The organism is Cupriavidus sp. 96C5-1, from assembly GCF_057798855.1.
This window is the reverse complement of record NZ_JBYOJU010000048.1, coordinates 1-22543: the sequence shown is the minus strand read 5'-3', so window position 1 is coordinate 22543 and position 22543 is coordinate 1. Positions and strand designations below refer to the sequence as shown.

Annotated in this window: 18 protein-coding genes; 11 read left to right on the top strand and 7 right to left on the bottom strand. The window is 67.5% G+C overall.

All coding sequences use genetic code 11. From position 1 onward, the window contains the following. Nucleotides 1-14: 14 nt before the first annotated feature. A complete protein-coding gene (locus AC3FOF_RS36200; RefSeq protein ID WP_488729357.1) occupies nt 15-779 on the bottom strand; it encodes an SDR family NAD(P)-dependent oxidoreductase in 765 nt (254 codons plus the stop codon). 138 nt (nt 780-917) lie between these two features. On the opposite strand from AC3FOF_RS36200, the gene AC3FOF_RS36195 reads away from it, so the two are divergent. The 9 genes from AC3FOF_RS36195 (at nt 918) to AC3FOF_RS36155 (ending at nt 11759) form a co-directional block, all read left to right on the top strand. Next, nucleotides 918-1514 carry a TetR/AcrR family transcriptional regulator gene (locus AC3FOF_RS36195; RefSeq protein ID WP_017229970.1) on the top strand — a complete coding sequence of 199 codons (597 nt, stop codon included), beginning with the start codon at nt 918-920 and terminating at the stop codon, nt 1512-1514. Between the two features lie 69 nt (nt 1515-1583). Beyond that, complete coding sequence (locus tag AC3FOF_RS36190) at nt 1584-2903, top strand: MFS transporter (protein ID WP_017229971.1); 1320 nt, start codon at nt 1584-1586, stop codon at nt 2901-2903. Between the two features lie 387 nt (nt 2904-3290). After that, nucleotides 3291-5306 carry a LamG-like jellyroll fold domain-containing protein gene (locus AC3FOF_RS36185; RefSeq protein WP_488729356.1) on the top strand — a complete coding sequence of 672 codons (2016 nt, stop codon included), beginning with the start codon at nt 3291-3293 and terminating at the stop codon, nt 5304-5306. Between the two features lie 24 nt (nt 5307-5330). Continuing rightward, nucleotides 5331-5498: a hypothetical protein gene (locus AC3FOF_RS36180; protein WP_276267917.1), complete on the top strand. Its 168-nt coding sequence runs from the start codon at nt 5331-5333 to the stop codon at nt 5496-5498. A gap of 58 nt (nt 5499-5556) precedes the next feature. Next, nucleotides 5557-7710 (top strand): phosphocholine-specific phospholipase C, encoded by a 2154-nt coding sequence (locus AC3FOF_RS36175; RefSeq protein ID WP_488729355.1) that lies wholly within the window; start codon nt 5557-5559, stop codon nt 7708-7710. A 198-nt stretch (nt 7711-7908) separates the two neighbouring features. After that, complete coding sequence (locus tag AC3FOF_RS36170; RefSeq protein ID WP_488729354.1) at nt 7909-8778, top strand: LysR substrate-binding domain-containing protein; 870 nt, start codon at nt 7909-7911, stop codon at nt 8776-8778. Nucleotides 8779-8921: 143 nt separating this feature from the next. Next, nucleotides 8922-9629 carry an HAD family hydrolase gene (locus AC3FOF_RS36165; protein ID WP_276267915.1) on the top strand — a complete coding sequence of 236 codons (708 nt, stop codon included), beginning with the start codon at nt 8922-8924 and terminating at the stop codon, nt 9627-9629. 334 nt (nt 9630-9963) lie between these two features. Next, nucleotides 9964-10995 (top strand): M14 family zinc carboxypeptidase, encoded by a 1032-nt coding sequence (locus AC3FOF_RS36160; RefSeq protein ID WP_017224416.1) that lies wholly within the window; start codon nt 9964-9966, stop codon nt 10993-10995. Continuing rightward, nucleotides 10992-11759 carry an alpha/beta fold hydrolase gene (locus tag AC3FOF_RS36155; protein WP_488729353.1) on the top strand — a complete coding sequence of 256 codons (768 nt, stop codon included), beginning with the start codon at nt 10992-10994 and terminating at the stop codon, nt 11757-11759. The genes AC3FOF_RS36160 and AC3FOF_RS36155 overlap by 4 nt, the downstream gene beginning before the upstream one ends. Before the next feature lie 14 nt (nt 11760-11773). Here the strand turns inward: AC3FOF_RS36155 and treF are convergent, their stop codons facing one another. The 4 genes from treF to AC3FOF_RS36135 form a co-directional block, all read right to left on the bottom strand. Continuing rightward, nucleotides 11774-13465 carry an alpha,alpha-trehalase TreF gene (gene treF, locus AC3FOF_RS36150; RefSeq protein ID WP_488729352.1) on the bottom strand — a complete coding sequence of 564 codons (1692 nt, stop codon included), beginning with the start codon at nt 13463-13465 and terminating at the stop codon, nt 11774-11776. A gap of 129 nt (nt 13466-13594) precedes the next feature. Then, on the bottom strand, nt 13595-15778 hold the full coding sequence (locus AC3FOF_RS36145) for a putative bifunctional diguanylate cyclase/phosphodiesterase (RefSeq protein ID WP_488729351.1): 2184 nt from the start codon (nt 15776-15778) through the stop codon (nt 13595-13597). Nucleotides 15779-15926: 148 nt separating this feature from the next. Beyond that, complete coding sequence (locus AC3FOF_RS36140; RefSeq protein ID WP_488729350.1) at nt 15927-16664, bottom strand: DsbA family protein; 738 nt, start codon at nt 16662-16664, stop codon at nt 15927-15929. Nucleotides 16665-16737: 73 nt separating this feature from the next. Continuing rightward, nucleotides 16738-17646, bottom strand: a complete 909-nt coding sequence (locus AC3FOF_RS36135; RefSeq protein ID WP_488729349.1) for an MBL fold metallo-hydrolase — start codon at nt 17644-17646, stop codon at nt 16738-16740. Between the two features lie 186 nt (nt 17647-17832). Here AC3FOF_RS36135 and AC3FOF_RS36130 point away from each other — a divergent pair, with 186 nt between their 5' ends. Continuing rightward, nucleotides 17833-18765, top strand: a complete 933-nt coding sequence (locus AC3FOF_RS36130) for a LysR family transcriptional regulator (RefSeq protein WP_488729348.1) — start codon at nt 17833-17835, stop codon at nt 18763-18765. A 183-nt stretch (nt 18766-18948) separates the two neighbouring features. On the opposite strand, the gene AC3FOF_RS36125 is transcribed toward AC3FOF_RS36130, so the two are convergent. Both AC3FOF_RS36125 and AC3FOF_RS36120 read right to left on the bottom strand, forming a co-directional pair. Continuing rightward, nucleotides 18949-19107: a hypothetical protein gene (locus tag AC3FOF_RS36125; RefSeq protein WP_488729347.1), complete on the bottom strand. Its 159-nt coding sequence runs from the start codon at nt 19105-19107 to the stop codon at nt 18949-18951. 47 nt (nt 19108-19154) lie between these two features. After that, entirely contained in the window at nt 19155-19679 is a 525-nt protein-coding gene (locus tag AC3FOF_RS36120) for a hypothetical protein (protein ID WP_017227003.1), read from the bottom strand. Nucleotides 19680-20189: 510 nt separating this feature from the next. On the opposite strand from AC3FOF_RS36120, the gene AC3FOF_RS36115 reads away from it, so the two are divergent. Further along, nucleotides 20190-21956 carry an FAD-dependent oxidoreductase gene (locus AC3FOF_RS36115; RefSeq protein ID WP_017227004.1) on the top strand — a complete coding sequence of 589 codons (1767 nt, stop codon included), beginning with the start codon at nt 20190-20192 and terminating at the stop codon, nt 21954-21956. Nucleotides 21957-22543 lie beyond the last annotated feature (587 nt).

The following is a 22543-nucleotide window of genomic DNA, read 5'->3' as shown; positions in this document are numbered from 1 at the left end:
CGCCGCTCCGTGGCCTACGCCGACAGGCCGCCATCCACGCCAATGCTCTGGCCGTGGATAAAGCGCCCGGCCGGCGACGCCAGCAGCACCGCCAGCCCCGCCACATCCTTCGCCTCTCCGATGCGGCGCATCGGGATGGCCGCGGCCATCCGCGCCTCCTGTTCCGGGTTGCCCCACAGCGCCTCGCGCGAGAACTCCGTGCGCACCGGCCCAGGGTTGATCGCATTCACGTTGATCCCCTTCGGACCCAGTTCCTGGGCCAGGCTGCGCACGGCCTGGTCGGTCGCCGCCTTGGTGATGCCATACAGCCCCAGCACCGCCGAGCCACGCTTGGCGCCGATGCTGGACATGAAGATGATCGAGCCGTCGCCGCGTTCGATCATCTGGGGCGCCAGCGCATTCACCAGTACCAGGTTGCCACGCACGTTGCCCGCCATGGCCTGGTCGAACAGCTCCGGTCCCTGGCTCAGCATCGAGCCCACGATGCCGCTGCCCGCCGCGTTCAGCACTAGCGCGTCGACCCGGCCGTAAGCCTCCAGCGCCCGCTTCGCGAAGACGCGGACACTATCCAGGCTGGCGATGTCGCAAGCGATGCCTTTCGCCTTGAAGCCCTCGCCTTCCAGCGCGGCCGCTACCGCCTCGGTGGCGGCCTGGTCACGTCCGGAAACCACCAGGGAGGCGCCCGAGGCGCCCAGCGCCCGGGCCATTTCCAGGCCCATGCCCTTGGTGGAGCCGGTAAGGACGGCCACGCGGCCGGTGAGATCGAACAGGTTCTGCATGACGGGTTCTCCTGAGGGAAAGGCACCGCCGCCCGGATCAGGGGCGGCGGCAGTTTAAATGACGACCAACATCTATTGAATAAATTATGGTCGTCATATAAAATCCGGTCAAGCAAAGTTTTGGCAGGAGAAACGGATATGGCGCGCGCATCACGAGAGCAAGCCGAGAAGCATCGGGAAGCCATCGAGCAGGCTTCCTCGAAACTGTTTCGCGAACGCGGACTGAACGGCGTGAGCGTGGCCGAGCTGATGGGCAGCGCGGGCCTTACGCACGGCGGCTTCTATGGCCACTTCTCCTCCAAGGACGAGCTGGCCGCACTGGCCTGCAAGCGCGCCTTCGAGGAGTCGGCGCGGCGCTGGTCGCGCCGCCTCGAACGCGCCGGCGGCGACCAGCACGCCATGCGATCGAGCCTGGTCGAGCCTTACCTGACGCTGGCGCATTGCACCAACCCCGGCGACGGCTGCGCAGCCGTGGCGCTGGCCGGCGACATCGCCCGCGAGCCGGCGGACAAGCCGGTGCGCCAGGTCTATATCGATGGCTTCAAGCACATGGTCGACGACTGGATGAAAACGGTCGGGCATGCCGACCCGGCCGAGCGCCGCAAGCTCGCGCTGGCGCAGCTCGCCACGCTGGTGGGTGCGATGACGATCGCGCGCGCCACCGAAGGCGATGCCCTTGCCGAAGACATGCTTGCCGCCGCGCGCGAGATGCTGCTGGGTCCGCTCGCGCAATAGCTGACAACGCGGGCAACGCATAACGCAACGACAACACACCAACGCCGATCCACCGCCCCCGGATATTCCATGTTCGCTCAAGCGCTTTCCAGCCGGCTCGACCGGCGCGGCATCCACTATGCGTGGCTGATCGCGGCCATCACCTTCTGCGTGATGCTGACCACCTCGGCCGCGCTCGGCCTGCCCGGCGCCTTTCTCAAGCCGCTGACCCGCGAGATGGGCTGGAACACCGACCAGATCTCGTCGATCCTGGCCTTCCGCTTTGCCCTGTTCGGCTTGATGGCACCGTTCTCGGCCATCCTGATGGAACGCTTCGGCGTGCGTAACGTGGTCTGGGCAGCGCTGGCGCTGATCGCCGGCGGCATGGCGCTGGCGACGGTGGCTACGCAGTTGTGGCAGCTGTTCATTGCATGGGGCCTGATGCTCGGCGTCGGCTCCGGCCTGACCGCGCTGGTGCTCGCCGCCGTGGTCGCCAGCCGCTGGTTCAGCGCACGCCGCGGGCTGGTGATCGGCATCCTGACGGCAAGTTCAGCCACCGGCCAGCTAGCCTTCCTGCCGGTCGCCGCCTGGCTGATCGAGCATCTGGGCTGGCGCACCGCCGTGCTGCCGGTGCTGTTCGCCTGCGCCCTGCTGGCCGTGCTGGTGTTCTGCTTCATGCGCAACCGGCCGGGCGACGTCGGCCTTACCGCCTACGGCGAGGTTCCGGTGCATGCGCCTGCCGCACCGGCACGGCCGAGCGCACCACCCGCGCCGCTGACGCTGCGCGGCCCCTTCGTGGTGCTGCGCGACGCGGCCCGCAACCAAACCTTCTGGATCCTCGCCGGCACCTTCTTCATCTGCGGCCTGAGTACCAACGGCCTGATCCAGACGCACTTCATTTCCTTGTGCGCGGACTTCGGCATGGCCGCCGTGCCCGCCGCCGGCGCGCTGGCGATGATGGGCGCATTCGACTTTGTCGGCACCATCCTGTCGGGCTGGCTGTCTGACCGCTACGACTGCCGCAAGCTGCTGTTCTGGTACTACGGGCTGCGCGGCCTGTCGCTGTTCTGGCTGCCGCATTCCACCTTCACGCTGTACGGCCTGTCGATCTTCGCCATGTTCTACGGCCTGGACTGGATTGCCACGGTACCGCCCACGGTCAAGCTGGCGGGCTCGGTGTTCGGCAAGGAGCGCGCGCCGATGGTGTTTGGCTGGATCTTCGCCGCCCACCAGGTTGGCGCGGCCACCGCCGCCTTCGGTGCGGGCCTGACCCGCACCCTGCTGCTGACCTACACCCCGGCCCTGTACGCCGCAGGGGCGGCCTGCGTGGTGGCGGCGCTGCTGGCGCTGATGGTCAGGCGCCCCTCGGCGCAGATCAGCGGTTCGACCGCCCGGGCAGCCAAGGCCTGAAAGTGGCGGCGCCGGCTGCTCGCGCCGCGTTGGCCCTTTCGCCATTGCGATAAGGAGGTAGCGCGGCGCAGTGCATTCCCGCTCGCCTATATCCCAGCCCAGCGCCTCATCTCTCCCGCCTTTCTTCCGCTCCCGGCATGCCCCACGGCCATTCCTGCGGCCGAATTCTCTGCGCCTGCCGGCATCCCCAAGCCAGCCGGCAGGCGCGTCCGTACGCCAGCTTGCTTGTCCCATCAAGAATGCAAATAGGCGTATCAGCATTCTTTGCCTCGACGTCACTCTGGTGACAACCCCTTTTCTTACTCTGCGAACGCGTCGCGGGCAGCGCGATCGGCAGTGCCGCCAACGCGGCGCGCCGCTTCAGACAACAGAGAAGAGGAACCGGATATGGCATGGAAACAGCAGGCTCGCATGGCGTTTGGCCTGGCGCTGGCAGGCACGGTAGCAGCATGCGGTGGTGGTGGCAGCGACACGCCGGCGGTGGTCGCCCCCGAACAGAGCAACCCGGGCGCCGCCACCAGCAAGAAGGTGTTGCTGGTCGGCGTGGACGGCGCCACCTATGGCCAGCTGCGCAGCGCGCTGAACCAGCGCACGCTGCCCAACCTGGCCACGCTGGCGATCACGCCCGCGTCCACCGGCGGCCGGCTGGGCACCACCACCGAGCAGGTTCCGCTCGACGGCCCGAGCTGGGCGGCCGTGCTCGCCGGCAACTGGGTGGACCGGCACGGCGTCATCGATGACGTAGGCGCAGCCGCCGGCCTGCGCGTGCCGAGCCTGTTCAAGTACCTGCGCGATGCGAATACCGGCAGTCCCCGGCAGCGCCTGGGCGCTGCCACCAGCGCCCCGATGCTGCCGGCGCTGCTCAAGGCCGACGCAGCGGCGGGCAACCTCGACTCGCTGCGCGACTGCACTTCCGATGACACCTGCGTGACGCAGGAAGGCGTCAGGCTGGTGCAATCCGGCTACGACGTGGTGTTCGCCCAGTTCAGCGCGCCTGGCAAGGCAGCTGCCGCGCAAGGCATCCAGGGCAGCGGCTACGCCAGCTCGCTATCCGCCTTCGACCAGGCGCTCGGCAAGTTGCTGGCCGCGGTGCAGGCGCGCCGCCAGGCAAATGCCGGGGAAGACTGGCTGGTAGCAGTGACCACCAGCCACGGGCTGGACGCCACGGGCGCCACCACCACGGTGCCAGCACTGGGCAACCTCACCACGTTCATCGCGCTCAATAAGCCGTTCAACGCGGCGCTGGCCAGCAACCTCGCCGCGGCACCTGCCGATGCCGCCGCCCTCGCGGCACTGCCGAGCGAGGTCGACGTGCTGCCGACCGTGCTCGCGCATGCCGGCATGGCCCTGCCCATCGCTACCTATCAGCTCGACGGCTCCCCCCTGATCGGCACCGCGGGGGTGCGTGCCATGAAATCCGTGGTGGGCAGCGCCAACGCCTCACTGGTGCTCTCCTGGCAGAACCCCTCCACTGCCAGCGGCGACATGACGCTGATACGCGATGGCGTACTGATCGCCAAGCTGCCGGCGGGCACCACCAGCTATGAAGACAAGACGCTCAACTCGCCCGCCAGCGGCCTCTACCGCTACAACTACACGCTGGTGCGCAACGGCGTGCCGGTATCGCTGCTGGCGCAGATCGACTACGTCAAGCCTATCGTGCTGGCGGACACACTGCGCAACAACCTGGCAGCCTATTACAGCTTCGAAACCCTGCCCGCGGTGGACAGCAAAGGCACCACCACCATCGGTCCGTGGGTGGCCGGCACCGACGGCGGCTCGCTCGGCAGCGACAACTTCGGCGGCAAGTCGCTGAAGGTCAACTCGAACATCGATGCCTACCAGCTCACGCAGAGCGGCGCCGATATCGCCCTGAGCCCGCAGTTCACCATCGGCTTCTGGTTCAAGTCGGATTGCACGCAGGGCAACGGCACCGGCGAGCCGATCCTGTCCAACAAGAACTACTACTCGGGCGGCAACGCCGGGATCGCCATCGGTTTGTGGAGCAGCTGCGAGGTGCGCTTCAACCTGGGCAGCGGCGGCGGCAAGCGCGACGACATCACGGGCATGAAGTTCAGCGCCAATCAGTGGGCCTACCTGGCCTTGTCGGTCAACGCCACGGGCAAGACCTTCAGCGCCTACGTCATCGATCCGGTGCTCGGGCTGCAGAAGACCGAGAACAGGTCCATCGCCAATACCGATGTCACCAAGCTGAACGGGCTGGCCACCAAGGTCTGGGGCATCAACGACGATGCCACGCACAACTATGTGCCGAACAACGCCGGCGCGCTCAAGGGCATGATGGAGTTCAACGACCTGGCCATGTGGACGCGCCAGCTCAGCCTTGCCGAGCTGCAAACGATCGCCGGCTCGCGCCAGCCGCTGTCCACGCTCAACCCCTGATCCTTATTCCTCCACGAGAGCAACGTGACCATGAAGCCTTTGATTTCCCTCCTCGCGCGGCCAGGCTGGCTGGCGGCAATGGCGCTGTGCGCCGCACTGGCCGCCTGCGGTGGCGACTCTGCCGACAACAAGTCCCCGGCCCCGCCGGGAGAGCCGGCCGCAGTCACACCGCAGTTGCGCTGCGCGCCGTAAGGCGCCGGCCCCGAGCGCACGTTCAGCACAAACCGACCCGATCAGATTGAAGACAACAATGAGCCTTAACAGCAGACGCAGATTCCTCAAGATGGCCGGCGGCAGCACCGCCGCCGCCGCCGCGCTGGCTGCCTTCCCGCCGTCGATCCGCCGCGCGCTGGCGATTCCCGCCAACAATGCCACCGGCACCATTCGCGACGTCGAGCATGTGGTGATCCTGATGCAGGAGAACCGCTCGTTCGACAACTATTTCGGCACGCTGAAGGGCGTGCGCGGCTTTGGCGACCGCTTCCCGATCCCGCTGGCCGGCGGCCTCAACGTCTGGCAGCAGGGCTTCACCAACCGCATCGTCCAGCCGTACCACCTCGACAGCGCCACTGGCAACGCCCAGCGCGTCAACGGCACGCCGCACAGCTACCCCGATGCGCAGAACGCCTGGGACCTGGGCCGCATGAACAAGTGGCCAACCTACAAGCAGACCCAGTCCATGGGCTACTACACCCAGACCGAGCTGGATTTCCAATTTGCGCTGGCCGACGCCTTCACCCTGTGCGACGCCTACCACTGCGGCTTCCATGGCGGCACCAACACCAACCGCCTGTTCCACTGGACCGGCACAAATGACCCCACCGGGGCCAATGGCGGCCCGGTGATCGACAACAGCGGCGACTCCATGGGCGCCTCCACCGGCGGCTACCGCTGGACCACCTATCCGGAACGCCTGCAGGCGGCAGGCGTGAGCTGGAAGCTGTACCAGAACATGCCGGACAACTTCACCGACAACCCGCTGGCCGGGTTCGTGCAGTACCGCAAGGCCAACGAGGCGCGCGGCAATGCTTCCAACGGCAGCCCCTACCCGGCCTACACCATTGCCGACGACGCCATCAATCCGCTCATCAAGGGCATCGGCAACACCATGCCGGACGGCGGCTTCCTGCAGGCGCTGAAGGACGATATCGCGGCGGGCAGCCTGCCGCAGGTGTCCTGGATCGTGGCGCCGGCGAACTACTCGGAGCACCCCGGGCCTTCCAGCCCGGTGCAGGGCGCCTGGTACACGCAAGAGGTGCTGAACGCGCTGACGGCAAACCCGGCGATCTGGAGCAAGACCGTGCTGCTGATCAATTTCGACGAGAACGACGGCTTCTTCGACCATGTGCCGCCGCCCTGCGCGCCGGCCTATGACGACAACGGCGTACTGGCCGGCAAGTCCACCATCGCCACCGATGGCGAGTACCACGTCGACAAGCACCCCTACGGCCCCGGCCCGCGCGTGCCGATGTATGTGGTCTCGCCCTGGAGCCGCGGCGGCTGGGTCAACTCGCAGGTGTTCGACCACACCTCGGTGCTGCGTTTCCTGGAGGCGCGCTTCGGCATCGCCGAAACCAACATCAGCCCCTACCGCCGCGCCATCTGCGGCGACCTGCTGTCGGCCTTCAACTTCGTCAGCCCGAACAGCGCGGCCCTGCCTGTCATGCCCAGCCGCACCAAGGCCGTTGCCGACGGCGTGCGCACGGCGCAGGAAGCCAAGGCGCAGGTGGCGCTGCCCACCGCCGCCTTCCAGGCCGCCAACCCTGCCACCCAGGAAACCGGCACGCGTCCCTCGCGCGCGCTACCCTACGAACTGCATGTCAGCGGGCGCGAAGATCCGGGCTCGCGGGCGATGTGGCTGCTGTTCAGCAACACCGGCACCGCCGCCGCGGTCTTCCATGTCTACGACCGCCTCCACCTGGATCGCGTGCCGCGCCGCTACGCGGTCGAGCCGGGCAAACAGCTCAGCGGGAGCTGGGACGTCTTCGCGGCGGACAACGGCAAGTACGATCTGTGGGTGCTGGGCCCGAACGGCTTCCATCGCAGCTTCCAGGGCGACGTCAGCACGGTATCGGCCGCTGGCGGCACCGCGCCCGAAATCCGGGTGTGCTACGACATCGCCAATGCCGCCGTCTACCTGACCATGATCAATACCGGCGCTGTGGCGTGCACCTTCACGGTCACGCCCGCCGCCTACCGCGAAGATGGCCCCTGGACCTTCGACATCCCGGCGGGCAAGCAACTGGACCAGCACTGGCCGGTGGGCCGGCAAGGCAACTGGTACGACTTCGTCGTGACAACCACCCAGGGCAGCTTCCGGCGCCGCTTTGCCGGCCGCCTGGAGACCGGCACCGACAGCGTCTCCGATCCGGCACTGGGCAAGCCCGCCCGGGCCGTGCCCTGAACGCTGCCTGGCAGGCGGAGCGAGCCGGCTCCTGCCGCCGGGCGGCGTTGCGGGCCGGCGCAGCATCGGCTGGCCCGCGCTTGTCCACCCCCCATTCTGTTTTTTCACCGCGCCTGGACGTTCGCACCGGTGCGGTGCAGAACTGTCACAAAACGCCGCTAGACTGGCGCGCTTGTTTTATCCCCTCGGAATCCCCCCATGCTCGGCGACCTGCTGACGACGTTCTATGAAGTGGCACGGCAGGGCAGCATCACCACCGCGGCCAAGCAGCTGCGCGTGAGCCAGCCCACCGTCACCGGCCGTATCCGCCAGCTTGAAGAAAACTATGGCGTCGAACTGTTCTACCGGCGTGCCGGCCGGGTCGACCTGAGCGACGTCGGCGTGGCCCTGATGCCGGTGGTGGAGCAGTTGATGCAGCATGAAGGCAACGCGGACTTCCTGCTGCGCAATGCCGGCAGCCTGCACCTCGGGCATCTGCGCATCGGCGCCACCGGGCCTTACTACATCCTGAAGAGCGTGGCCGCGTTCAGGCAGCGCTTTCCCGCCATCGAGATCAGCATCGATATCGGCAACTCGCAGCAGATGCTGGACGCGCTGTTCGAATACCGCATCGACGTCGCGGTATCGTCGCACGCCGTCAACGATGAACGCCTGGCGCGCATCACCCTGGCCACCGACCCGATGGTGGTGGTGGTCAATCCCGGCCACGCGCTGGCGCGCGCGCCCAGCGTCAGCCTGGCGCAGCTGGCCGCCTGCCACCTGCTGATCCGCGAGCACGGCTCGATGACGCGCAAGGCCACCGAGACCGCGCTGGACAAGGCCGGACTGCCGCTGCCGGCCAGCACCGTGATCGGCAGCCGCGAGGCCATCTACGAAGCGATCCGCCAGGGCCTGGGCGCCAGTGTGGTGCCTGTGGGCGAAGTCCCGCGCGACCCCGCGCTGTGCGTGGTGCCCTTCGCCAGCCACCCACCCGTGCTGCACGAATACCTCTATTGCCTGCAGGGCCGCACGCATACGCGGCTGATCGGCGCTTTCCTTGACTGCCTGGCGCCGCGCGCGGCGGCTTAGGCGCCGCACGGAATAAGCGGCGTCAACGCCCGCGCACCGCCAGCGAAAACCGTCAATACCGGTATCGGGATTCTTGGGCCGCACATCATCTGGGGGTCACCCCCGGCCCGCATGCTTGCCGGTTTTCCGACCGGAGACGGCGCATGTCCTGCCTTGCCTTGTTTGACCTTGACCACACCTTGCTGCCGCTGGATAGCGAATACGAATGGGCACGCTACCTGGTGGAGGCGGGCGCGGCCGACGCGCGGGAGGTCGAGGCCAATAACGCGCTATGGCTGGCCGAGTACGGCGCCGGGCGCCTCGATTTCCACCGCCATGCCGCGTTTGCCCTCGGCCTGCTGGCGCGCCATCCGCGCGCGCGGCTGGAAGCCTTGCGCAGCGATTTCATGCGGAACGTGATCGCGCCCGCCATCCTCCCCGAGGCGCGCGCCCTGCTGGCCAGGCACCGGGATGCCGGCGACCTGTGCTGCATCGTCACGGCCACTTGCCGCTTTGTCACCGAGCCGATCGCCGCGGCGCTGGAGGTGGACCACCTGGTGGCGGTGGAGGCAGCCCAGGATGCCCAGGGCAACTTCACCGGCGCGGTCGAGGGCGTGCCGAGTTTCGGCGCCGGCAAGATCGAACGCGTAGCGCAGTGGCTGCACTCGCTCGGACTGGCCTGGGACCAGTTCGGACATACCGCCTTCTACAGTGACTCGCGCAACGATATCCCCCTGCTCGAAGCCGTCAGTCATCCGGTTGCCGCCAATCCGGACGCCGCGCTGCGCGCCCTGGCGGCCTCGCGCGGCTGGCCGGTGCTGACGTTGTTCGCGCCGCCGGCCGCCCCGGCCCCGGCGCTGAACGCGGCCTGACTCGCAGCGCAAGCGCGCCATCCGTCACGCGGCCTTCACAATCCTGGGTGATGATGGCGGGCACGCTTTTGCACCGTGGCCTGCGTCAGCACCTATATTGGGAAGACCGGCAAGGCTGGCACGCAGCGGTTCCCGCGGCACGCGGCGCCTGGCGCAGCGCTGCGGCGCCCGGCGTCATGACACCAACGAATGGCCCGGCTTTCCGGCTCCTGGCTTGCCAGCCCGGCACCGCTTCCAAGGAACTGTCCCGCCCATGTCCGACCACCTGCCCCGCGTCACATCCGCCCCCCGCCGCCATCGCGCGGCACGCAGGACCGGCTGACGCCGCCGCCTCATGTCGCAGTTCCCCACCGGCAGCAGCCTGCCGGAAATGGCACAGCTGGAGGCCATCCTGGAAGCCGGCGCCGGGCGCCTGGAAGCCTGCCGGGTCGGCGAGGTGGAAGCGGCCGGCCAGCGCTTTCCCCTCTACACCGCCAGCATCGGCGCGACCGATCCGCACGCGCCCGCGATCGGCTTCTTTGCCGGCATCCATGGCCTGGAGCGCATCGGCACGCAACTGCTGCTGGACTATATGCGCATGTTGCTGTGGCGCCTGGAGTGGGACGAATTGCTGGAGCGGCAACTGCAATCGGTGCGGCTGCTGTTCATGCCCATCGTCAACCCTGGCGGCATGTGGGCCTCCACGCGCGCCAACCCCAACGGCGTCGACCTGATGCGCAATGCACCGCAGGATGCCGTGGGCCGGGTGCCGTTGCTGGCCGGCGGCCAGCGCCTGGGCCCCTGGCTGCCGTGGTACCGCGGCCGGCTCGGCGCACCCATGGAAGTGGAGAGCCAGGCCATGCTGCGCGTGGTCCGGCAGCAACTGCAGTCGCGCCCCTTAAGCTTTGCCCTGGACTGTCATTCGGGCTACGGCTGGGGCGACAGCATCTGGTTTCCCTATGCGCGCACCGTCGCGCCGATGCCGCACCAGCCGGAAATGTTCGCGCTCAAGACCATGTTCGAGCACGCGCATCCCCACCACGGCTACGCCTTCGAACCGCAGAGCCGCCAGTACCTGCTGCATGGCGACTTGTGGGACTGGGCCTACGACCATACGCCCGACGCCAATATCTTCCTGCCGATGACACTCGAACTGGGTTCCTGGCTGTGGATCAAGAAGAATCCTCGCCAGCTGTTTTCGCGCCACGGCTTCTTCAATCCGGTCAAGGCGCATCGCACGGCCCGCGTGCTGCGGCGCCATGCCAACCTGCTCGATTTCCTGGCCCGCGTGGCCTATGCTCCCGAGCGCTGGCTGCCGCGCGGAGAGCGCCGGCAGGCGCTGCTCGAACTGGCCAACGCCCAGTGGCCATGCGGACACCCCGGATGAGCGCCTGGATCCTGCTGCGCGGCCTGACGCGCGAGACACGCCACTGGGGAGCCCTGCCAGGCATGCTCGAGACCACTGCCGGCATCGGGCCCGTCGCCATGCTGGACCTGCCCGGCAATGGCGTGGAGACGGCCGCACAAGCGCCGGCCAACGTGGCCGCCATGGTGGACTTCGTACGCGAGCGCGCCCGGGGCCGGGGCCTGGACGCGCCCTACCGCCTCCTCGCCATGTCGCTGGGCGCCATGGTGGCGGCCGAGTGGGCACACCGCTATCCGCGGGAAATCGGGGCACTGATGCTGATCAACACCAGCATGCGGCCATTCTGCGGCGTGACGCAGCGCCTGCCACCGCGCAACTGGCCGGCGCTGCTTGGCATGGCGCTGCGCTGGCATGACGCCGATTTCTGCGAGCGCACCGTTCACAGGTTGACCTGCAGCACCAGTGCCGCGCTCGCCGCCGACGTAGCGGCATGGTCCTCGATTCGCGCCAGCGCGCCCGTGAGCCGCACCAACGCACTGCGCCAGTTGTGGGCCGCGGCACGCTATCGCGCCGCACCCGCGGCGCCCGCCTGCCCCACACTCGTCATATCGTCGAAAACGGACCGTCTCGTCGATCCGGCCTGCTCGGCCCGCCTCGCGGCGGCCTGGAGCGTGCCACACCGCCGCCACCCATGGGCCGGCCACGATCTGCCGCACGATGACCCGGCATGGCTGGCAGCCACCGTTGCCCACTGGCTGCAAACAGCCGGCATGGCCCGGCGCTGAGGCGCGCCGGCCGGCTACGCCCTTACGCCGGCGCGGCAATGGCAGGCCGCATGCGTGGGATGCAGCCGCAACAGCCTGCGCACCACGCCGTTGGTCCAGCCGAAGCCATCCTGCAATGGATACTCCCCGCCCCCGCCGCCCACCGCGCCTTCTTCGGCCGGATGCAGGGCGTACTTCTCCACCAGCTTGTATTCCCGCCGGTAAAGGCTGGCGACCGTCGCCAGCCAGCGATGGGCAATTTCGTGCGCAAGGGCCTGGTGCCCGTAGCGCGCGAACCCGCCGATCGCCAGCCACTGCAGCGGCGCCCAGCCATTGGGCTGGTCCCATTGCTCGCCGCTGACGCGTTCGGTGGTGGCGATGCCGCCGGGCTCCAACAGCCGCGCCGCGAAGGTGCCGGCCAGGCGCGCTGCCTGCGTGGCGCTGGCGGCCTCGACATAAAGCGGCATTGCCGCGGCGGCCGTGAGGTTGGTACGCAGCCGATGCTGCTGCCAGTCGAAATCGAACCACGCGCCCTCGTCCTCCTGCCACATCAGCCGCTCGATGGCTTGCCGCCGGGCATGCGCGCGCTGGCGGAAAGCCGGCGCGTCGGCGTCGCCGGCAACCCCGGCCAGTTCCGCGAGCTTGCTCTCCAGCTTGAACAGCAGGCAATTGAGATCGACCGGCAGGATCGCGGTGGTACGGATGCTCTCCAGACCGCCGCCGGGCTCCAGCCAGCGCGAACTGAAATCCCAGCCCGATTCGGCCGCCGCGCGCAGGTCGCGGTACACCTCGGGCGCGGACCGCGAGGATGCCGCGGCGGTGCGGGTGTCTTCGACAAAGGCTTCCTCGCGCGGCGTATCCCGCTCGTCCCAATACCGGTTCAGCAGGCTGCCGTCGGCGAGCCTGACCACCCGCCGGCACGCCTGCCCTGGCGCCAGGTGCCCGGCGCCGCGCATCCAGAACGCGTACTCCTTGCGCAAATGCGGCAGGTAGGCCAGCTCGGGCCGCACGCCGTGGTCCTCGAACAGTTCCACCATCAGCGCGAACACCGGTGGCTGTGAACGACTCAGGTAGTAAGTGCGGGTGCCGTTGGGAATCACGCCGTAGGTGTCGAGCAGGTAGGAGAAGTTGTCGGCCATGCAATGCAGCAGATCCGCCTGCCCGCTGGCCGTGAGGCCGAGCATGGTGAAATACGAATCCCAGTAGTAAAGCTCGCCGAAGCGCCCGCCGGGCACCACGTACGCATGCGGCAGTGGCAACAGCGAACCCTGCGGCGGGTGCTCCGCGGGATGCCGGGTCAGCACCGTCCACAAAGCGTCGATGTGATCGCGCAGCGGCTGCTTCGGATCGGACTTGTAGCAGCTATCCGGCACGGCCGGCAGCACGAAGTGCGCGTGGACGAAGGCGGCAAGGTCAAAGCCGGGCTCCGCCGAACGGGCGCGATAGGCCGCCAGTATGGCAGCCGGCTGCTGGCGCGGCATGGCGTCGACGAAGGTCTTGCTATCGCTGAAGATCCCGCCCGTCTGCACCGCGACGAAGAGCTCCTGGTAGCGGTCGGCCGGTGTGAGCGGATCGGCATGCGCGCAGCCCGGCAGGCGGTGGGGGGCAAGAGGCGGCGGCGCGGCAGGGTCTGCCACCTCGCGGACATGGGGCCGCTGTGCCGGCTGGGCCGTCGGTGCGGATGTGCCGGCCGGGCCGGATTGCCCGATGGCGCTGCGTGGTGCCACTGCCGCTCCCGGTTACGATGCGCGCCGGACGCGGCGCCCGCCTCTGCAATGAGAGTGGCCGGCCGGCGGGCGAGTTCCGCCCGTCTGGACGGAGAAGCGACGCAGCCGGCACCGCGCCTGCGGCACCGCTCAGGCCAGTGACGCCGCCGCGGCCGGGCGCGGGCCAGGCGCCGCGTGGGTGCGGCGAAAATACGCGAGCGGCTGGGGGCGGCCAAGCAGGAACCCCTGCGCTTCATCGCAGCCCTCGGCGTGCAGCAGGTTGAGCTGTTCGTCGGTCTCCACCCCCTCGGCCAGCACCGGGATAGCGAGGCTTTGCCCAAGCGCCAGGATGGCGCGGATGATCGCCTTGGCCTGCTGGCTGCCGGCGATCTCAGCGATAAAGGTGCGGTCCAGCTTGATCTTGTCGAACGGAAAGGAGCGCAAGGTATCGAGCGAGGAGTAGCCCGTGCCGAAGTCGTCGATGGCGATGCTCACGCCCAGCGCCTTGATACGGCGCAGTATGTCCAGCGCCCGCTCCTTGTCGCCGATGATGGTCGACTCGGTGATCTCGAGTTCGAGCCGGCCGGCGGCCAGACCGGTTTCCTCGAGCACGCGGGCCACCACCGTCACCAGGTCGCCGTGGGTGATCTGCACAGGCGACAGGTTGACCGATACCTTGTGCGGATAAGTCCACTGCGCGGCTTCCTGGCAAGCGGTGCGCAGAACCCACTCGCCGATCGGCAGGATGGCGCCGCACTCTTCGGCAAGCGGAATGAAATTGTCGGGGGCAATCAGCCCGCGCTCCGGATGCAGCCAGCGCAGCAGTGCTTCGCAGCCGATCGCCTCGCCAGTGGCGATGGTGGTCTGCACCTGGTAGTCCAGCACGAACTGGTTCGCGGCGATCGCGGTCCACAGCTCGCCGGCGAGCGCCCGGCGCGCGCGCTCCGCCTCGTCCATCCGGCTCTCGTAGAAGCAGATCGATTCCGACAGGCTGCCTTTGGCGCGATACATTGCCAGGTCGGTATTGCTGACCAGCTGGTCGCGGCCCTCGCCATCGCCGGGAAAGATCGCGATACCGATGCTGGCGCCCGTGGTCAGGTCGAAGCCGTCGAGGCGCACCGGTTCGCTCAGGCAAGTCACCAGGCGGGCGCTGAAGTCGCTCAGCTCGGCCTGGCGTTCGAAGCGCTTGACCGCGATAAATTCGTCGCCGCCGATGCGGGCGATGAACTCGCCGGGCTCCAGTTGGCCCGCGATGCGCGCGGACACCGATTTCAATACCGTGTCGCCGGCCGCATGGCCGTGCAGGTCGTTGATTTCCTTGAAGCGGTCCAGGTCGATGCCCAGCGTGGCAACCTGGCAACCCAGCTTTTGTGCGCGCAGCAGTTCCTCGTCCAGGTAGTCGTTGAAATAGTTGCGATTGGGTAGCCCGGTCAGGCCGTCGTGACACGCCATATGCTGGATCTTGGCTTCGATGCGGCGCTGCTCGGTGACGTCCTCGCAGGTGGTAACCCAGGATCCGTCGGCCATGGCACTGTGCGACAAGGCGATGGCGCGGCCGTCGGGCAGCACCTCCACGCTGCGCCAGTTCCGGTGGCGGCGCAGGATCTCGCGGTGGCGCTCGTACAGCGCCACCGCATATTGCCCGGCACGGCCGTCGGGCTGGCCAGGTTCAGGGTTGGCATCGCCGTACTCCCTGCCGGCCTGCGCGCCGGGCGCGGCGGCTTCGTTCTCCAGTACGCCTGCCATGGTGCGGCACAGGCCGAAGAAATCCGCACCGGGCGCAAGCGTCTTGCCCGCCCCGCCGAAGATCTCGTCCATGCGCCCGTTGGTCAGGATGATGGTGCCGTCCGGATCGAACAGACACAGTCCCTGCGACATATTCTCCAGCGCGAGATCCAGCTTGCGCGTCACCTCGGCGAGACGCTCGGCATCGGCCTGTTGCTGCGTCATGTCGCGCGTGACCTTGGCGTAGCCGATCAGCCCGCCATCCATGCCACCCATGCCGTACAAGGGCGTAATCAGTACGTGGGCCCAGAAGCGCGTGCCATCCTTGCGCACGCGCCAGCAACCCGCCGCTTCGAACCGCCCCAGCTCCCGCGCCTGCAGCAGCGCCTGTTCAGGCTGCCCGGCGGCACGATCCTCAGCGGTATAGAAGCACGAGAAATGCGCGCCCAGGATTTCATCCTGCGTGTAGCCCTTGATCCGCTGCGCGCCGGCATTCCAGCTGCTCACGCTGCCCGACGGATCCAGCGCGTAGATCGCGTAGTCGGCCACGCCCAGGACCAGCGTGCGAAAGAGTTCGGCCTCGGCGGGAGGGCCTTGATTGTGCGTCATGTAGGGGGGATGCGTAGAGGCCGATGCCGCCTTGCGCCTCCCCGGATTCCCCTAGGAATACAGGTTGCGCGCGCAGGCGGATCGACGGGACCGGCGCGGCATATGTGCCGGGACGTCGCCTCCTATAACGGCAAAGCGGGCCCGAAGTTTACCCATGCCCCGGCAAAGCACAACCCTGCGCGTCGCAAACCGCGCCGCCCATGCCACCCTCCCTGCTATCGGCGCCCCCACCTTCCTGCACAATCGCGCGGGCAAGGCTGTCCTGCCACGCCTGAACGTCGCCCAGGTACGGGCCAACGTCCAGCACGGCGAAACGCCCGTCGCAGCGCTCCAGCGCGAAGGTGGGGAAGCCGTGGCCACCGAGACGCCCCAGCAACGCGCGGCTCGCGGCCATGTGGGCCTGCGTTCGCTCTCCGTCAATATCCAGGCATAGCGCGGCGAAGCGCTGCCGGTCGAGCCCGGCTTGCGCCGCCACTTCGGCCAGCACCTCGGCATCGGCAATACGCCGCCCGTCCACGTAGTGCGCGTGCTGCAAGCGTGCCAGCAGATCGGCGCCGGATTCGCCCCCCGCCATCGACTGCGCGGCCAGGATCGCCGTGGTGGGCGGCCCGGAGTCAAGTACAGCCCCCTCGTCGCGCAGCAAGCCTTCGAAATAGCGTTCGCCGAACGGCTGCCCCGTCAGCGCGGCAATGCGGCGATCGTGCGGCATCACGTATTCGCGCCATTGCGGTGACATGCGGCGCCGGTTGGCGCCCGTCAGCATGCCGCCGGCGTGCAGCGCCAGTGCCAGCCCCGGCACGGCGCGCGCGGCGCGCACCAGCGGCGCGGCGCCGTAGCACCAGCCGCACAGCGGGTCGTAGATGTAATGCAGGGTCAGACCGGACATGATCGGTGCGTTCCTATCGTTTGTAACCTTCGAATCTTTCATGGTGTTCCGCTGGCGGTGCCGCGCACGGCCGCTATTTTGCCGGCCAGGTCATCTCGCCCTTGATGACCTTGGCGCTCAGCTCGAGCGAATCCACGCCGCCCAGATGCGCATAGCGCTGCTGCATGGCCGCGGCGAGCGCCTTGCCATCCGGCGCACGCGCCGCCTCGCGCTCGAAGGTGCGCAGGTAATCGCGCGTGAAGCGCACGGAGGCCAGGGTCTGCGGCGCGTTATCCAGGTAGTGCCCCGGCACCACCCGCACCGGCTTCTTCGCCTCGATACGGTCCAGCATGGCGATCCAGTGCTGGCGCGAGGCCAGCGTCTGGGTGTCGGCAATCCAGACGTGGCTCTTGCCGAAGACCACCACCCCGCCCGCCACGGTCCTGAGCGCGGGAATCCATACCACGGTGCGCTCCGGCGCCGGGCCATCCAGGCCAAGCACCTCCAGCTTATTGCCTTCGAGCAGGATGGTATTGCCGGCCAGCGGCTCAGGCAACACCAGATCCCGCGGCGCATTGCCCTTCAGGATCGGCGACCAGTAAGCCTTCTTGCCAGCCATGGAAGCCTGGATCGCGGCCACCGTCTGCGGCGTGGCGACGATCTTTGCCGCCGGGAACGCGGCCTTCAGCACGTCCAGCCCGAAGTAGAAATCCGGATCGCTGTGACTGATGTAGATGGTGGTGAGGTTCTTGCCGCTGGCACGGATACGCTCGACCAGCGCCTCGGCGTCGTTGCGCTGGAACTGGGCGTCGATCAGCACGGCATCGCGCGCGCCTGTGACCAGTTCCGAGGAAACCGGGAAGACACTGTTCGCGCCCGGGTTGTAGACCTCCAGCTTGAGCGCAGGCGCCGCCATGGCGGGCGCGCCGCCGACGATGCCAAGACTTATGAAGGCGGCGGCCAGGCCGCGCAGGAAACCAGTCAGGATGGGGCTGTTGCGCATGCTAGATCTCAAGTTGTCGGGAAAACGCCAGCTTAAGTTGCGCAAGCCGGTACAAAAACCCGTTAGAATGAAAATATTTGTTGCACAAATCGATCAAATCGATCAAATCGATCAAATCGATCGATCAGATCGCGCGAGCGAACAGACCGGCACGGGCCGGCGCAAGCCTGCCACCACCACACCACCATGGACCGCATCACCGCCGCCGAAGTTTTCGTCGCCATCGCCGATCGCGGCAGCATGTCGGCCGCCGCCGAAGCACTGGACATGTCGCGCGCCATGGTCACGCGCCATCTCGCACAGATGGAGAACTGGGCCGAGCAGCGCCTGCTGCACCGGACCACGCGGCGGCTGAGCCTGACGCCGGCGGGCGAGGAAACGCTGGCCCGTTGCCGCGAGATGCTGGCAATCGCGGGCCAGATGACCCGGCCCGCCACCGAGCGCGCGGGCATGCCGCGCGGCATGCTGCGCATCAGCTGCGCCCAGTCGCTGGCCGAGGATGTACTGGCCGCCGCGGTGACGGCCTACCTGCGGCGCTATCCGGAGACAGCGGTCGACCTGCATATCGGCAGCCAGGCGGTCAACCTGGTGGAAGCGCGCATCGACCTCGCCATCCGCATCACCAACGAACTCGACCCCAGCCTGATCGCGCGCCCGCTGGCCAGTTGCGCCTCGGTGATCTGCGCCGCGCCATCCTACCTTGCCGCCCACGGGATGCCGCGCCGCGCGCAAGACCTCGCCACGCATAATTGCCTGACGTATTCCTACTTCGGCAAGAGCCTGTGGCAACTCGAGCGCGCCGGGGAAACGCTGGCGGTGCCGGTACACGGCAACCTCAGCGCCAACGAATCGACTGTGCTGCTGGCGGCGGCCGTGGCCGGCGCCGGCATCGCCATGCAGCCGCTGTATTCGGCCGCGCCGCTGCTGCGCAGCGGCCAGCTGGTGGCACTGCTGCCGGCCTGGCAGCCTCAGGCGCTTGGCATCTACGGCGTGTACGCGTCGCGCCGGCAGATGCCGGCGATCCTGCGCACCATGCTGGACTTCCTGGCGGAGCGCTTCGCCGCGGATCCCGGGTGGCAAGGGGCCGCGCTGGCGGGGAAGTTGTCCGGCTTGACGTAGAACATGGACTCCCTTTTCCTCACCGAGGAAGCCCCTCGCAGGCTAAGAGGCGCCTGGAAGCGGAATAGGTTCGCGACGCAAAATAAATCGGCGTGCCGCGGTGGGTACGCCGATCGGGTGCAGCGGAGGAACGCTGCGATCCTGCTGGAGAGAATGGAACCAACTGGAATCGACTGGCAGCAATCAGATGGGAAGCGTCTGCGCCACCACGGTGGCCATCGAACCGCTGGCAACGCAAACCACCGCCCAGCCTGCCAACAAACGGAAACTCTGCCAACGGCTCATGATGCGCTCCTGAAATCCGGGCATCGCCTTGGTGACGCCACGGGGTAATTCGTTCAATGCGGTACGCCGCAGTCGGAAGACCATGCGGCGTACCACGCATTGCCTCAGGCGTTTGCGCCGTCGGTGTACGGGTCGGGACGGCCGCTACGGGCGCCGTCGGTGTACGGGTCGCGCTTGTCGCTGCGAGCACCATCGGTGTACGGGTCGAAGCTGCGGGCCGGTGCCGCGGAAACGCCGCTGCGGTCCAGGCCGGCAACCGTGCGGAACCCATCGGTATAGGGGTCGGTCTTGCCAACGCGCGCGCCGTCGGTGTAGGGGTCGGCGCTGCGTGCGGGGTCGGACGACACACCGGCACGGTCAAGGCCTGCGATCCGCGCGCCTTCGCTGAAGACGTCGAACTTGCCAGCGCGAGCGCCATCGGTGAAAGGATCGGCCTTGGCGGCGCGTGCGCCTTCGGTGAAGGGATCGAACTTGCCGGTGCGTGCGCCATCGCTGTACACGTCGCGGGTGCGGAATTCGTAACCGTACTTGTCGGCGGGGACGGCGGCGGCCTGGGCATGGCCGGCTGCGAAGGCGGCGGCAAGGGTGGCGGCGGTAAGCAGGGACTTGGCAAAAAGCTTGGTGTTCATGATGTTCTCCAATCGAGCATGGGTCCGGGGGTCTGCATTGGCCGCGGGGACCGGGTTTAGCTATCGCGCCATTTCTTTTTATCTATCACTAGGTAGACAAGTGAGGCAAAAAAAATGACTTCCGTCTATGTTGCTTGTTTGCTGCGTGGAAGTGGGCATCTGGCTGGGCCTTGTCTGCTTGGCGTCACCTTGTTGCCGCATCCATGGAACGAATCTTATCTATCTGTAGGTAGATAGTCAAGGGTTTTTACTAGGTTATTCTAAAAGTCATCACAAGCGTATTGAAAAGCACTTTCAGTCCTTTGTTGCCATCCAGCGCTCTCCTACGCCATTCGCATGTACTAGGCTTTCAGATACGTCCGATATCCGCCACACCCATGTGCGCGATAGCCGGCATGTTCGCGACGAGAATTGCGGCAGCGCGGCATCCCGCGCCAACTCTGGCAGGCCCTGGCCTGACGCGCTTCGCGCAAGCCCAGGCAGCTTCGCCAATCCGGAGGCAACACAGCCATGAGCGCAGACCCCGCCATCGGAAACCTGGATGCCGCCAGCCAGCCAGCGGTGACACCTGCCGGCCTCACCGTCGACCCGGAGGCGGCCACGGCGGCGTTCTCTCCGATGGAGTCGCGCCGCCACCAGATGTTTCCGCTGCTTACCGCCGACGAAATCTCGCGGCTTCGGCAATTTGGCACCGTGCGGCAATGGCGGGCCAATGAATACCTGTTCCGCATGGGCGATGCCGCCCACGGCATGGTGGTCTTGCTAAGCGGGCGCGTGCGCGTGACGCAGCGCGATGCCCTGGACCGCTCGACGCTGGTGGGCGAGCACGGGGCCGGCCATTTCCTGGCGGAGGTGGGTCAGTTGTCGGGCAAGCCCTCGCTGGTCGACGGCATGGCGATCGAAGACATCGAAGCCATTGCCATTCCTCCCGACCGGCTGCGCGCATTGCTGGTGGCCGAGGCGGAACTGGGCGAGCGCATCATGCGCGCACTGATCCTGCGCCGCGTCGGCCTGATCGAGCGCGGCAAAGGCCCGACCCTGCTGGGGCGCGGCAGCGAGCCGCGCCTGCTGCATCTGCAGGCATTCCTGCGGCGCAATGGCTATCCCCACACGGTGGTCGACGCCGATACCGATCCCGAGGCAGGCGCGCTGCTCGAGTTCAGCGCGGCCGCCCCCGGCGATTTCCCCCTGGTCATCTGCCCGGGCGGCGCCGTGCTGCGCGCACCCGATGCCGGCCAGCTGGCTACCTGCCTGGGCTTGCTGCCCGAGTTCGATCCCGACCATGTCTATGACGTGATCGTGGTGGGCGCCGGACCCGCCGGGCTGGCAACCGCGGTCTACGCGGCGTCCGAAGGACTCTCTGTCGCGGTGTTCGACACCCTGTCGCCTGGCGGCCAGGCCGGCGCGAGTTCGCGCATCGAGAACTACCTTGGCTTCCCCACCGGTATCTCCGGCCAGGCGTTGGCCGGGCGCGCCTTCGTGCAGGCCCAGAAATTCGGCGCTCACGTCGCCATTCCGCTACAGGTGGCCGCCTTGCATTGCGCAGAGCATCCCCAGCGCATCGAACTATGCGATGGCCGCAAGATCCCCGCGCGCACCGTGGTCATTGCCAGCGGCGCGGCTTACCGCCACCCCGCCGTCGCGGCGCTCGAACGCTATGAGGGCCGCGGCGTCTACTATTGGGCGTCTCCGGTAGAGGCCCGCCTGTGCAGCGGTGAAGAGGTCATGCTGGTGGGCGGCGGGAATTCCGCCGGGCAGGCCGCGGTCTTCCTGGCCGCGCACGCGAACCGCGTGCACATCCTGATTCGTGCGCAGAGCCTGGAGGCCAGCATGTCGCGCTACCTGATCGAGCGCATCGCGGCCCAGCCCAATATCGAACTGCATACGGGAACGGAAATCACGGCCCTCGGCGGAAACGATCGCCTGGCGTCCATCAGCTACCGCAAGCGCGATACCGGACAGACAACCGAGGTCCCGATCCGGCATCTGTTCCTGTTTATCGGCGCCGATCCCAACACCGGATGGCTGAGCACGTGCAATGTCCGCGTGGACGCCAAAGGCTTTGTGCTGACCGGCCCGGACACCCCGCATGAAGGCACGACCCCGGCCTTAGCGCTGGAGACCAGCGTGCCTGGCGTCTTTGCGATAGGCGATGTGCGCTCGGGCTCGACCAAGCGCGTAGCGGCCGCCGTGGGCGAAGGCGCCGCGGTGGTCGCGCAGATCCACGGTTACCTGGCCAGGCTGAAGCAGCCGCCGCCGGGAACGCTGGCCATGTAGGGCGGGCCGCTGGAACGCGGACGGCTAAGAGGTTGTTTCAAAGTGGTGTCGGGGTCTTGGGCTTGGGTAGGTTGAGACAGGTCTGCAGGGCCTAAAGGCGGAGTGGTGTCGGGCTCTTGGGCTTGGGTGGGTTGAGACAGGTCTGCAGGGCCTAAAGGCGAAGTGGTGTCGGGCTCTTGAGCTTGGGTGGGGTGTGACAGGTCTGCAGGGCCTAAAGGCGGAGTGGTGTCGGGCTCTTGGGCACATGTAGGTGTCACTTTTCTTTACTCGTAAAGAAAAGTAACCAAAAGAAAGCGATCCTTGCAGGAGGCCGGCGTGTCGGGCTTGCCGGTTTTGCGGATTCGTGGTGGGCGTGGCAGTTCTAATGAACTGCTGGCGCTACCGGCGCGAACGGCATTGCCAATGCGGATGGCACTGGTTTCAGTATAGCGCCCCTGATGGCAATGGCCCGTGGTGGCTCACGCATCTGCCGTTACCGGCGCGAATGGCCACTGCCTCCCGATCGTTGCCGGTTTCGTCGTGGGCGCGTCGTGGGCGCGGTGGCCCCGCCTTGAATCCGAGTGCTCTAAATCTGGAGCCACCGCGCC